The 12,364-nt window shown below is 51.1% G+C and carries 11 protein-coding genes; 8 read left to right on the top strand and 3 right to left on the bottom strand.

All coding sequences use genetic code 11. The features are described from left to right. The first annotated feature begins 233 nt into the window (after positions 1-233). Together ACTHRH_RS05045 and ACTHRH_RS05040 are read left to right on the top strand one after the other, a co-directional pair. Positions 234-371, top strand: a complete 138-nt coding sequence (locus tag ACTHRH_RS05045; protein WP_186328475.1) for a hypothetical protein — start codon at positions 234-236, stop codon at positions 369-371. Between the two features lie 89 nt (positions 372-460). Further along, positions 461-1,342, top strand: coding sequence for a M15 family metallopeptidase (locus ACTHRH_RS05040; protein WP_440414391.1), 882 nt, complete (start codon positions 461-463; stop codon positions 1,340-1,342). A gap of 117 nt (positions 1,343-1,459) precedes the next feature. Here ACTHRH_RS05040 and speE read toward each other — a convergent pair whose 3' ends face one another. Both speE and pdxR read right to left on the bottom strand, forming a co-directional pair. Then, positions 1,460-2,338 (bottom strand): polyamine aminopropyltransferase, encoded by an 879-nt coding sequence (gene speE / locus ACTHRH_RS05035; RefSeq protein ID WP_144940761.1) that lies wholly within the window; start codon positions 2,336-2,338, stop codon positions 1,460-1,462. A 181-nt stretch (positions 2,339-2,519) separates the two neighbouring features. Beyond that, a complete protein-coding gene (gene pdxR / locus ACTHRH_RS05030) occupies positions 2,520-3,989 on the bottom strand; it encodes a MocR-like pyridoxine biosynthesis transcription factor PdxR (RefSeq protein WP_440414389.1) in 1,470 nt (489 codons plus the stop codon). Positions 3,990-4,291: 302 nt separating this feature from the next. Here pdxR and pdxS point away from each other — a divergent pair, with 302 nt between their 5' ends. Together pdxS and pdxT are read left to right on the top strand one after the other, a co-directional pair. Further along, positions 4,292-5,176: a pyridoxal 5'-phosphate synthase lyase subunit PdxS gene (pdxS, locus tag ACTHRH_RS05025; RefSeq protein ID WP_440414387.1), complete on the top strand. Its 885-nt coding sequence runs from the start codon at positions 4,292-4,294 to the stop codon at positions 5,174-5,176. Positions 5,177-5,409: 233 nt separating this feature from the next. Continuing rightward, positions 5,410-5,994 (top strand): pyridoxal 5'-phosphate synthase glutaminase subunit PdxT, encoded by a 585-nt coding sequence (gene pdxT, locus ACTHRH_RS05020; RefSeq protein WP_440414385.1) that lies wholly within the window; start codon positions 5,410-5,412, stop codon positions 5,992-5,994. A 110-nt stretch (positions 5,995-6,104) separates the two neighbouring features. Here the strand turns inward: pdxT and ACTHRH_RS05015 are convergent, their stop codons facing one another. Then, a complete protein-coding gene (locus tag ACTHRH_RS05015) occupies positions 6,105-6,434 on the bottom strand; it encodes a DUF2642 domain-containing protein (protein WP_379287613.1) in 330 nt (109 codons plus the stop codon). A 256-nt stretch (positions 6,435-6,690) separates the two neighbouring features. Here ACTHRH_RS05015 and ACTHRH_RS05010 point away from each other — a divergent pair, with 256 nt between their 5' ends. The 4 genes from ACTHRH_RS05010 (at position 6,691) to ACTHRH_RS04995 (ending at position 12,300) form a co-directional block, all read left to right on the top strand. Further along, positions 6,691-8,511 (top strand): adenine deaminase, encoded by a 1,821-nt coding sequence (locus ACTHRH_RS05010; protein ID WP_440414382.1) that lies wholly within the window; start codon positions 6,691-6,693, stop codon positions 8,509-8,511. 56 nt (positions 8,512-8,567) lie between these two features. Then, positions 8,568-8,927: a Lin0512 family protein gene (locus tag ACTHRH_RS05005; RefSeq protein ID WP_144940779.1), complete on the top strand. Its 360-nt coding sequence runs from the start codon at positions 8,568-8,570 to the stop codon at positions 8,925-8,927. Between the two features lie 402 nt (positions 8,928-9,329). Further along, complete coding sequence (locus ACTHRH_RS05000) at positions 9,330-10,844, top strand: sulfatase family protein (RefSeq protein ID WP_379287609.1); 1,515 nt, start codon at positions 9,330-9,332, stop codon at positions 10,842-10,844. Positions 10,845-11,067: 223 nt separating this feature from the next. Next, positions 11,068-12,300, top strand: a complete 1,233-nt coding sequence (locus ACTHRH_RS04995) for an N-acetylmuramoyl-L-alanine amidase (RefSeq protein ID WP_144940785.1) — start codon at positions 11,068-11,070, stop codon at positions 12,298-12,300. Positions 12,301-12,364: the final 64 nt, after the last annotated feature.

Raw genomic sequence — 12,364 nt, 5'->3', positions numbered from 1 at the left:
AAGCAACCTCTAAAGAAGGATTCGACGACATCTCTGAGTTTTCTTCAATAGGAAGCTTTTTATATATTACCACAAAGAAGTCGGGCGGTTTAGTCTCCATGGAAAAATAATATTAGAATGACGACTGCTAGCTGATTGCTAAAGGCCGATATTGGAAGTGGAAACGCGCTGGTTCTAGTTGACGGATCCGATATTCGCAGGCTATTAGCACCAGAAAAAAAGGAAGGAAATAGTTGAAAATACGAATATGGACAGGTAGAATGGGCAAGAGGCGGCTTCCTTTATTCTATTTACAGGAACTTAAATGGGTGCTGGTTCAACTTGTTGCCCTGCTCAACAAAGTCGGTGGCAGCCAAGGTACGATGTATTAAGTCCGGTCAGGTCGACCGGTACCATTGTTTGTTAAAGGTGTCAAATAAAGATGGGAAGACAAAGAAATCCATCGGATAGGAGGCTCATTATGAAAAAAAATCGCTTATCTGTCGCTGCTACAGCTCTAGTCCTTTCCGGGTCCCTTGCACTGTTGTCTGCCTGCGGAGATTCCTCGCCGGGACAGGCGGCTGAAACGCCGGGGGTCACTTCTTCCCCTAGAGCAGAAACCACCCCAAGTCCGTCTCCTTCTCCGTCTGCGGAGCCTGTCCCAACGGACGACAAGAAGCCGGAAACTACGCCTTCTTCTTCACCGGATGCGGGATCTGGGGAAAAGCAGGGGACTGGAACCAATCCGGGGAATGAGGCCGTAGAGGTAGTAGCAAAGCCCGACGCGATGACGGTGCTGGTCAACAAGAAGTATAAGCTTCCGGACGGCTATAAGGCGGATGATCTGGTAGAACCGAATGTTCATTTCATTTTTAGCGAAAAGCTGGAAAAAAGACTGATGCGCAAAGAAGCAGCCGAAGCCCTGGAGGAATTATTCGAAGGGGCCAAAAAGGACGGACTTCATCTGGGCGGAGTTTCCGGGTACCGGTCTTATGATTATCAAAAATCTTTATTTAACCGTTACGTCAAGGAACAAGGCGAGGAAGAGGCTCGTAAGGTTAGCGCGGTTCCCGGGCATAGTGAACACCAGACGGGACTGGCTATGGATGTGTCGGACAGCAGCGGGAAATGTGCGGCGGAGGATTGCTTCGCGGATATGAAGGAAGGCAAGTGGCTGGCCGAGCATGCTCACGAGTACGGATTTATTATCCGCTATCCGAAAGGGAAGGAATCGATTACCGGCTACAGCTATGAGCCGTGGCATATCCGTTATGTCGGCAAAGAGATTGCCAAAGATATTTACGAGAAAGATTTGACGCTGGAAGAATATTACGATGCGGTACTGGTGTCGGCCCATCAATAAACCGGATTAAGAAAACTAGCAGGAACCGCCTGCTAGTTTTCTTGCATAAATGGAAGGGAGAGAATATCAGAACATTCTCTCCCTTTTTTTTCATAAAGACCGACGGATGGCAGCATCCTATATATGGACGGATTTTTCCTCATCCAGAAGAGCTTTCACAAATTGCGGAAGCTGGAAGCAGCCGGATAACACATCCTTGTTGGCATAGGTAGCTTCCTTGTCGAAGTTCGCGCATCGGTCGAAGTCGACCGGACGTTTCGAGCCAAGTGTAAAGCTCCACATACCTCCTGGGTAGGTAGGTACTACAGCCCAATACATGTGCGTGTGCGGGAACAGGCTGTCAATCCGGCCCAAGGTCTGTGCCATAACTTCCGGCTGGAAGATCGGGGACTGGCTTTGGCAAACCATCATCCCGTCCTCTTTCAGCGCATGATGGAGATTCCGGTAGAAGTCCAGCTCGAAGAGCTGGGTCGCCGGCCCGACCGGGTCCGAGGAATCGACGATGATGACATCGTACTTTCCTTTCGCTTGCTTCACGAATTCAACTCCATCGGCATAGATGAAATTGACCCGGGGATCGGACAGATTGCCGGACACTTGCGGCAAATGGGCCTTGCACGCCTGAACGACCAATTCGTCAATCTCCACCATATCCAATTGTTCCACTTGACGGTATTTGCAGGCTTCCCTCGCGGCACCGCAATCTCCTCCGCCTATAATTAGCACCCGTCGCGGATCGGGATGCAGCGTAAGAGGAAGGTGGGTGATCATTTCGTTATAAATATGACCATCCATCGAAGTTGTCTGCACAGCTCCGTCAAGCACAAGCATTCTTCCGAAATCGTAACAATCCAGGATCATCACATGCTGAAAACGAGACTGTTGTTCAAATACCACTTCTTTTATCCGGTAATTGAGTTTAAGATTGTCTCTTTCGCTTTCGGTCAACCAGAGTCCACCTTTATCCTGATGAAGATACATGGATAACCGTTCCATTTTCAACCCCCTATAAAAAAATAATAGTTAGCTGGAGGATTCACCCAGCTACTAGAATTCATTGTACCAGAATCGGCAGGATAATGCCTAATCCGGCTATAGCAGGTCTACTAATGATAGATAGAAGGAGGCAGTAAACTCCTTGCTCAGCCCTCAAAGAACCGGAAAAAGACGAAAGCCGTTAAAATAAAGGAGTCGTCCCTTTGCGGCTCCCGGCCGCGGCCAAATAAGAGGCGATCGCAGAGCATAGCTCCACTAATCCGGTTCTCAACTGCTCCTCGCTCACCTGCGAGAAGCTGATTCTCAGGTGATTCCATTCCACTTCGTTAGGATAACAGGCCGATCCCGGAAGGAAAGTCAGGTGATGACGCTCAGCCTCATCCAGCAGCTCAATCGTATTGGCTTGCGGAGGGAGTGTTAACCACAGGTTGAAACCTCCGCGCGGAATGATCCACCTTACTCCTTGGGGAGCATGCTGTTTTAGCAGTTTGATGGCAAGGTCGCGCCTTTGCTTGAGGGCGGCCCGCAGCTGTTTTAGAAGAGGCGTGATTTGTCGGGATTGAAAAATGGGCAGAATCACCTTCTGATTAAGCAGCGGGTTGCCCAGGTCCGCATTCGTCTTGGCGGTGATCAGCCGGTTTAGAATGCTGACGGAAGCGATCAGGAAGCCGATTCGGCAGCCTGGAGACAGCATTTTGCTGAGTCCCTTCAAATAAATGACGTGGCCGCTATGGTCCATCGATTTAATATGGGGGGGAGGAGTTTCGTCGTAATAGATTTCACTCCACGGATCATCCTCCAGGACGAGACAGTTCAAATCTTCAGCCAGCCCCAGCAGCTGCTTGCGCCGTCGCAAGCTCATGACCTTGCCGGTCGGGCTCTGAAAGCTTGGCACCGTATAGATCAGCTTGGGGGTAACCTCATCCGTCAAGGCGGTCAAGCGGTCGATCCGCATTCCTTCCTCATCCATCGGAACCGACAGTATGGTAGCGCCGCGGCTGCGAAAAACATCGATGGCGGCCGCATAGGTCGGCTCTTCCGTAACGACAACGTCTCCCGGTCCGATAAAGCTCCGGGCCACCAGATCGATCCCTTGCTGGGACCCGTTGGTGACCAATATTTCCTGGGGAGAGACCGCAATTTGTTCATTCATTAAATAAGATGACAGCGCCTGTCGCAGCTCCAGATCTCCCTGGATCTCGCCATATTGAGCGAGCACTTCCGGATAGTATTGCGCCAGATGCCGGAGGTTTTCCGCCAACTCCCGGGTCGGCAGCAAATCCGCAGCTACTGCGGACAGGGAGAAATTGATGGCTACAGGCTTCTCACTGTAATGCTTGGCTTGGGACCGGTGCAAATAGTCCGGGAACTGTAATGGACTGTTACTCACTTCCTTCTTAACTTCAACTTCCCCCGCCTCATAAACAAAAGTTCCCTTGCCCTGCACGCGGGTAATCAGCTTGTCCGCTTCGAGCAGATCGAGAGCATGCGATACGGTGACCGGGCTGACCTGCAGCATCCTTGTCAGTTGTCTGACGGAAGGCAGACGGGTGCCTTTGGCAAAATAACCGGATAAGATCCGATCGGACAACGCTCTATAGATTTGCCGGGCTAACGGAACCTGCGAGCTGCGGTTCAATTCGATTCTCAAGGTGTTTCCCTCCTGCTTGATCCAAGTAAAGTGTTACACATTGATATTGACTGTTACATATCATCGTACCTAAAATAGCACCAGGAAACAATCCTTGTATAAATATGGGAGGGGGGATTCGACAACCCCGAGGCTTAACGGATAAAAGGATGAAGCTGGAAATGTGCCGAGGGTTACGAAGGTGAACGTATTCTGCAATTATATCATCCATGGTCGGTCGTTGTGGGGCAAGTCGAGTTCCCCATATTTGCAAGTAATATTTATTATCATTAATTATTAATATCATTAAGGAGATGGGTGCTATGGTACAAACAGGAACGGATTTAGTTAAAAGAGGGATGGCCGAAATGCAAAAAGGCGGGGTCATCATGGACGTTATGAATGCCGAGCAGGCCAAGATTGCCGAAGCTTCCGGAGCCTGCGCGGTTATGGCTCTGGAAAGAGTGCCCTCCGACATCCGGGCGGCCGGCGGAGTGGCCAGAATGGCAGATCCTACCGTTCTGGAAGAAGTGATGAACGCGGTGACGATTCCGGTCATGGCAAAATGCCGAATCGGACATTATGTGGAAGCGAAAGTGCTGGAAGCGTTAGGTGCCGATTATATTGACGAAAGCGAAGTGCTCACTCCTGCCGATGACTTGTTTCATATCGATAAGAAACAATTTAAAGTTCCTTTCGTCTGCGGGGCGAAGGATATCGGTGAAGCATTGAGAAGAATAGGAGAAGGGGCTTCCATGATGCGTACCAAAGGGGAGCCTGGCACGGGCAATATTGTGGAAGCTGTTCGTCACATGCGTTTGATCAACTCGCAAATCCGGAAGATTCAGAATGCTTCCAAGGATGAATTGATGGCCGAAGCCAAAAACCTGGGCGCTCCGTATGATTTGGTTCTATACGTTCATGAACATGGCCGGCTTCCTGTAGTCAACTTCGCGGCCGGTGGTGTGGCGACGCCTTCAGATGCAGCCCTTATGATGCATCTGGGTGCGGACGGGGTATTCGTCGGCTCCGGAATATTCAAATCCGAAAATCCGGAAAAATTCGCCAAAGCGATTGTTCAGGCGACAACACATTACGAAGATTTCGAGCTGATTGCCAATGTGTCCAAAAATTTGGGCGGAGCTATGAAGGGCATTGAAATCAACAAGCTGGAGCCGTCCCAACGCATGCAGGACAGAGGCTGGTAAAAAAAGCTCCTAACGGAGCCTCTTCGAAGACGAATAACCCGGTATTAAAGGTAGCTTTTTATGCCAATTGGAAAGTTGTTCCATTGTAATGCTTTAATGAACTAATACTTTCTAATGTGGTAAAAAAGCTCCTAACGGAGCCTCTTCGAAGACGAACGTCAATTAGAAAGGTATTCATCTTAATGCTCAAATAAACTTGAACTTTTAATGTGGTAAGAAGGTGTGGGAAGTCGATGAAAATAGGCGTTCTTGCTTTGCAGGGTGCGGTTGCCGAACACCTGAATATGTTAAAGTCAATACTGGTGGAGGGAGCCATCGTTAAAAAAACGGAGGAGCTGGACGGGGTGGACGGGCTGATCATTCCCGGAGGGGAGAGCACAACCATCGGCCGCTTAATGAAGGAATATGGATTTATTGAGCGTATCCGGGAGTTCTCGAAGCAGAAAAAACCGATTTTCGGAACTTGCGCGGGGATGATCTCCCTGGCCTCCAACATCAAGGACCAGCAGGAAAGCTATTTGCAGCTTATGGATATCACGGTGGCCCGTAACGCCTTCGGCCGGCAAAAGGACAGCTTCGAAGCGACTTTGCCTATACAGCGGATCGGCGAGGATGTTCAAGCCGTATTCATCCGGGCACCGCTTATAGAGGAAGCGGGTGCGGAAGTGGAGGTGCTGGCCTCCTTTAACGGCTCCATCGTTATGGCGCAGCAGGAGCATTTGCTGGCCGCCTCGTTCCATCCGGAGCTGACTGCGGATACAAGGGTTCATCGCTATTTTGCAAACATGGTTTCGCGCTATATATCCAACGAAAAGTAGAAAGCCTTCGAGCCGAAAGCCGGATTCTCAAATAAGAAACCGGACTTTCGGCTTGTTGGCTTATGGAAATGTGCGAGAATCAATGCACTTCCTAAGGTGCTGCAGAGCGCTTATACGAAATAGATGATTTGATGATACAGGATATGGAACTTTTTGTCATGAGACGTCAAGGCCAGATGGTCGATAAAGACGCCATCCAGCTTTCCTTCCACTTTGCCTCCCGTAGTCATCACGGTTATTTTTTTGCCTTGATACTCTTTGAGATGCTCCATGAATTTCGGTTTGACGATGGCAACATACTTGGTTTCCCGGGAATGTGAAGCTCCGTCTCCCGGGGAACGGTTGGCGGAGGACGTATTCCAAGCCAGGCCGAACTGGGGAGCCGCGGGCGACGTTGTCCTGGCCGGCCATGCGGGAACATAACTGTAATATGAATTCATCCCGGTGTTACACTCCTTTAGAGATCCATTCTGAGACAGTAATACTATATGACAAACGCCTGCGACGGGTTCCATAATATGGATGTATTCTATTCGATTTATCCACTACATTCCACGATCAATGAGAAATAACCGCTTAGCTTTACCTTCGAACATCACGAACGATATAATGGACAAGAGGGTGCTGTACGCCCCGGATATACATATAGTCGGAGCATTTCAACCTCAGTATAAAGTTTAAAGGAGATAATAGGGCATGACACACCAATTTCACAGACCACCGTTGGCAGATTGTGTTCCGGATCTGGTCGCAACGGCGCGAGGGGATCAGAAGGCTTCACTCGTAATTACGAATGCGCGTCTGGTGAGCGTAGCTTCCGGAGAAATTGTTGAAGGAATGTCGATTGGGGTTCAAGGGGCTAGAATCGCGTTTGTCGGCCGGGACGCCAGCCATCTAATCGGGGAGAATACCCGTGTGATTGACGCTGCCGGGCGCTATGTGTCCCCGGGCTTTCTCGACGGCCACTGCCATATCGAAAGCAGCCAAATTACGGCCACCCAATTCGCCAGAGCGGTGCTGGTCAAAGGCACGACGGGAGGCTTTTTCGACGCTCACGAAATATCCAACGTCCTGGGACTTCCAGGCTTGAAGATGATGCTGGATGAAGCCAGAACGACTCCTCTGGCTGCATATATGCAGGTCGCATCCTGCGTCCCGTCTACGGGCCCTGAGCTGGAGACAAGCGGAGCCATCATCGGACCGGACGAGGTGGCCGAGGCTTTCACTTGGGGACCCGATATGATCGCGCTGGGGGAAGTGATGAATTTCCCGGGGGTCGTCTACGGCGACGAGAAGATGATCGGCGAAATTCAGGCAGCCCTTAGAGCAGGGCGGGTGGCGGATGGCCACTATACATGGCCGGTGAACGATTGGAGATTATCGGCTTATGCGGCGAGCGGAATCAGCGGAGATCATGAGCCGGTCACCGCCGAGGACGTGGTTCAGCGTGTTCGTCTAGGCATGTATGCGAAGATGAGGAGAGGATCAGCCTGGCATGACGTGGCAGCGACGATTAAGGCTCATACGGAGCAGGGAATCGATACGCGGCGGATGATTCTCGTAACGGATGACCGCAGTCCGGAATCCTTGGTGGATGAGGGCCATATCGATTTCGTCGTGCGCCATGCTATTCAGCAAGGAGTTTCCCCTGTCACGGCCATACAGATGGTGACGATCAATACGGCGGAACGGTTCGGTGTTTCCCGCGATGTGGGCTTGATCGCTCCGGGAAATTATGCCGATATCATTATGATGGATGGCAATTTGGCCGATATCAACGTTGTGATGACCATTGCCGCCGGTCAAGTCGTTGCGGAGAACGGAAGAATGACGGTTGAGCTGCCGGAATACATCTATCCGGAAGAGGCCATTCGTTCGGTACGTCTGTCCCGTGAGCTGACGCCGGAAGATTTCGTCATTCAAGCTCCGAAGGCTTCCGGCGAAGTGAAAGCCAGAGTGATGGAAGTCCGGGAGAATCATGTCGATACAAAGCAGCGAATAGTGTCGGTGCCTGTCGTGGATGGGAAACTGCAGGTGAATGCCGACCGCGACTTGTGCAAGATGGCCGTTATCGAACGGCATGGTCTTAACGGCAATAAGGCTCTAGGTTTGGTGACGAACGTAGGCTTTAACGTTCCGGCAGCTATTGCAACGACCGTAGCCCACGACTGTCACAATTTGATGGTCATCGGAAACTCGGACGAATTGATGGCCAAAGCGGCTAACGCGGTTGCGGCTGTGCAGGGCGGTATTGCCATGGTGACCGAAAATGGTGAAACCGTGCTGCCGCTTCCTGTGGCCGGTCTTATGTCCAACGCCCCTTACGAGGAAGTCGCCGAGCAATCGCGGGCTATCGGGGAAGCTTTGAAACAGGCGGGCTGCACGATGAACTATGCGTTTATGACGCTGTCTCTCCTTGCGCTGATTGTAGTTCCCGAGCTGAGGCTGTCGGACATCGGCTTGATTTTGACTACCGAGGAAGGGTTCAAGAAGGTCCCGTTGTTCGTGGAAGAATAAATCGGTGATTGGCACATCACCTCACTAATATTACTTGGTAAAGGAGAGGGTAACGGATGGAGAAGCTGTTTTTTATCGAATTGGGGATGGGGGCCGACCTGCACGGCCAGGATATAACCAATGCGGCAGTCCGTGCGGTCCGGAATGCCATTCACAGCAACTCGATGCCGGGACTTCGCTCTGTCCTGCCGGATAACGATTTGAACCGAATGAAGGTCCACATTAAATTGGCTGTTCCATGCGACAAGGAGCTGCTGGATGTGGAGCAGGTTAAAGCGGTCATTCCATACGGCGAGGTGACGGTGGAGCTGATCGACGGCGGAATGGTGACGTCAAGCGGCATCGTTCTGCCGGACAAAGATGACAAGAATGACCTGATATATATCGTCAATGCCTCCGTAGAGGTAGGCTACTGATCGACAAGCATTGAATACACTTCATGGGGAGGACCCTCTGAATGTCAGGGGAAGCCCCGTTGCCAGCCATCGGACAGATTAGTCGGATGGCTTTTTGCCTATTGGAGGCCAATCCGGCAATACCTTCCCTATCATCAGTTATAATGATGCTTCATGAGAGGCATTTTCACCGGACGACGTAAACGCTCTTCCACAAGGCTGCATCACCAAGCCAGTACGATTCATGATCAACATTTCCCGGGCAACCGCAAAATCCGAGCAAACTTAACACGCTGGAAAAGCGGGGAGGAGTTTTTTCGACATGTGAAACCTAACAAAATGACATATCAAGCTCACATTTCTTCATTCCTTGAACATCCTTGATCCTTTACAATAGAACTTAATCAAACCAAGGGGGTTGAAATGATGACAAGGCCTAATCTCTTGCTCATTACAAGCGATCAGCAGCATTGGAACACGATCGGGGCATTCAATCGGGAAATCCATACACCTAATCTTGACCGGCTTGTGAAGGAAGGGACGACCTACACGAGAGCTTACTGTCCCAATCCCACCTGCACGCCGACACGCGCGTCTATTATTACAGGCTGCTATCCCAGCCAGCATGGAGCCTGGACACTGGGAACGAAGCTGCAGGAGGATCGCCATACGGTCGGGGAGGATCTGATGGCGGCCGGTTACAGGACGGCGCTGATCGGCAAGGCGCATTTCCAGCAGCTGCAGAATACGGAGGAATTTCCTTCCCTTGAATCCTATCCTTATTTGCAGGACCTGGAATTTTGGAAGGACTTCCATGATGTGTTTTACGGATTCGAGCATGTGGAGCTGGCACGTAACCATACGAATGAGTATCTGGTAGGACAGCATTACGCGCTTTGGATGGAGGAGCAGGGCTGCAGCGATTGGCGGGAGTATTTCTCGCCCCCGGTTGGACGCATGGATATATCGATCCGCCATTCCTGGCCGATTCCTGAGAAGTATCACTACAATACGTGGATTGCGGAACGGACTAATGCGCTGCTCGAGGAATATCACCGTGCCGGAGACCCCTTCTTCCTGTGGGCAAGCTTCCCCGATCCGCATCCGCCGTATCTGGTGCCGGAACCATGGGACCGCATGTATGATCCGGATAATCTGACTATCCCGCAGGCTGTGCCGGGGGAGCATCTTGCGAATCCGCCGCATTTCCGGATGACCCAGGAGAGAAATCCGGATTTCAGCGCCTGGAAGGAGACGGGATTTCCCATCCATGGGTACCATTCCCACCTGCTGGATTCCGAGCAGGAGCGTAAGCAATTGGTAGCCACTTATTATGGAATGATCAGCATGATGGACAAATATATCGGCCGGATCCTGGACAAATTGGATGAACTGGGACTTGCGGAGAATACGATAGTCGTCTTTACGACCGATCACGGGCATTTCTTCGGTCAGCACGGGCTGCAGGCCAAGGGAGGGTTCCACTACGAAGATTTGATCAAGGTTCCTTTGATCGTCCGTTATCCGGGGCATGTCCCGGCGGGGGTGCAATCGGCCGCCATGCAATCGCTAGTCGATCTGGCGCCGACGTTCCTAAGCTTTATAGGAGCCCCGATTCCGCGGACCATGACCGGAGTGGATCAGCGTGGCGTGTGGCTGGGAGAGCGGCAGCAGGCGAGAGATCATATCTTATGCGAATTCCGGCATGAACCGACGACCATCCATCAGAAAACGTATGTGGACGAGAGATACAAAATCACCGTTTATTATAATCAGACCTATGGAGAGCTGTTCGACCTGCAGGAGGACCCCGGCGAAATCCGAAATCTGTGGGATGATCCGAATGCCCGCGATTTGAAATCTATGCTGCTGCTGAAATATATTTGGGCGGAGCTTGGGAAGGAGCCTATGCCGATGCCGCGGGTGGGAGGAGCCTGAGCCGGCTGAATAGCTCCACATGGCTAGGCCAATCAAGCTTTTGCCGAACGCATGGCCGCCTAATGTGTAAAAATAGATCGAATTTTGCCGTCTAGATACGAAATGTTTCGGACTTTTGTCTTAAAATCTCGCAAAATACTTGTCAGATGAGGCTGAACAATGACATAATAGGAGGAATCTTCCATGCTTCTAATCTATTATTTTATGGAAAGGGAGGCCTCTGATGACAAGCACTTATCGGTCTATGCAGAATGGCCGTTTGACACTGTGGCTCTGCGCCACTTTACTATGCTGGATAATAGGATCGATTATATACATACAACCCGCCTATGCGGAGGAGAACGGGTATAAAGCTACTGTTGATGCTACCTCACTGAATGTCCGCGAGGAACCCGCCGCGCAAGGCGCCATTATCGGGAGTCTGAAGCAGGGAACAGAGGTGGAGGTGCTCAGCGAGAAATACGGATGGGCGGAAATTCAATTCGAATCCGGCCCGGGTTGGGTTGCCGCGCATTATCTGATTAAAGAGCAACCCGTGAAGACCTCTAATGAGAAGGAACAGAGAGAGGAGAAGGGGAATAATCCTAAGCCTGCCTCCGAGCCGAAACCAACGGAGAAGAAGACTATCGGGAAAGTATACGGAATAGTGAGTGCGGATGCTCTGCGTCTGAGAGAGGAACCTGACTTGGAGGCGGACATTGTCGACCTGCTTCCGGATTCCTCCGAATTGGAGGTTGTCGGACAAGCCGGAGAGTGGCTCAACGTCATTACCGGCGACGGCCAGAAGGGATGGGTGTCCGGCGAATTCGTTGTTCTTAAGGAGGCTCCCGCCAAGAAGGAGACGGCAGAGACCTCTTCACCGCCGGTTGAAGGAAATATTCCTGACAAACCTGTCTTTGAAATTCCCGGATTGAAGAACAAGGTAATCGTTATTGATCCCGGACATGGGGGCTCGCAGCCCGGGACGATCGGAGTCAAACACGGTACTCTTGAGAAGGATTTAAATCTATCAACCGCACTTCTCGTTGCGGAATCGTTAAGAGCTGCGGGAGCGAAAGTCTATCTGACCCGGGATAAAGACCAGTTCCTGGATCTCTCAGACAGAGTAGATATCAGTCATGCCAAGAACGCTGATGCGTTCATCAGTATCCATTATAACTCGGCCAAGCCCGATTCCAGCGGAATCATCAGCTTCTACCATTCCGAGAAGAAGGACAAGCCGTTGGCCAAGGCTCTGCAGAAGGAGCTTGTGGCGGAGACCGATATGAAGAACGGCGGGGACCGTTTTGGTGATTACCATGTTTTGCGGCATAACTCTAATCCGTCCGTTTTATTGGAGCTGGGCTTCCTGTCCAATCCGAATGAGGAAGAGGTCGTCCGGGCGAAAGGTTACCGGCTTAAAGTAGCGAAAGCCATCGTTGCAGGGCTGCAAGAATATTTCGGCCCCGAGTCTTAATGCCTCTAAATAAATTTCATAGAGAAGAGCAAGCTTAGCAGGCTTATTTCGATAAACCACAACA

It is taken from the genome of Paenibacillus sp. SAFN-117 (assembly GCF_051966115.1).
Lineage (GTDB): Bacteria > Bacillota > Bacilli > Paenibacillales > NBRC-103111 > Paenibacillus_L > Paenibacillus_L residui.
This window is presented reverse-complemented; position numbering and strand designations above follow the sequence as displayed.

Excerpts from the sequence above, each read along its gene's own strand:
- speE (WP_144940761.1), bottom strand. The coding sequence starts at position 2,338 with ATGGAACGGTTATCCATGTATCTTCATCAGGATAAAGGTGGACTCTGG.
- ACTHRH_RS05040 (WP_440414391.1), top strand. The coding sequence starts at position 461 with ATGAAAAAAAATCGCTTATCTGTCGCTGCTACAGCTCTAGTCCTTTCC.
- pdxT (WP_440414385.1), top strand. The coding sequence starts at position 5,410 with ATGAAAATAGGCGTTCTTGCTTTGCAGGGTGCGGTTGCCGAACACCTG.
- ACTHRH_RS05010 (WP_440414382.1), top strand. The coding sequence starts at position 6,691 with ATGACACACCAATTTCACAGACCACCGTTGGCAGATTGTGTTCCGGAT.
- ACTHRH_RS05015 (WP_379287613.1), bottom strand. The coding sequence starts at position 6,434 with ATGAATTCATATTACAGTTATGTTCCCGCATGGCCGGCCAGGACAACG.
- ACTHRH_RS04995 (WP_144940785.1), top strand. The coding sequence starts at position 11,068 with ATGACAAGCACTTATCGGTCTATGCAGAATGGCCGTTTGACACTGTGG.
- pdxS (WP_440414387.1), top strand. The coding sequence starts at position 4,292 with ATGGTACAAACAGGAACGGATTTAGTTAAAAGAGGGATGGCCGAAATG.
- ACTHRH_RS05005 (WP_144940779.1), top strand. The coding sequence starts at position 8,568 with ATGGAGAAGCTGTTTTTTATCGAATTGGGGATGGGGGCCGACCTGCAC.
- ACTHRH_RS05000 (WP_379287609.1), top strand. The coding sequence starts at position 9,330 with ATGATGACAAGGCCTAATCTCTTGCTCATTACAAGCGATCAGCAGCAT.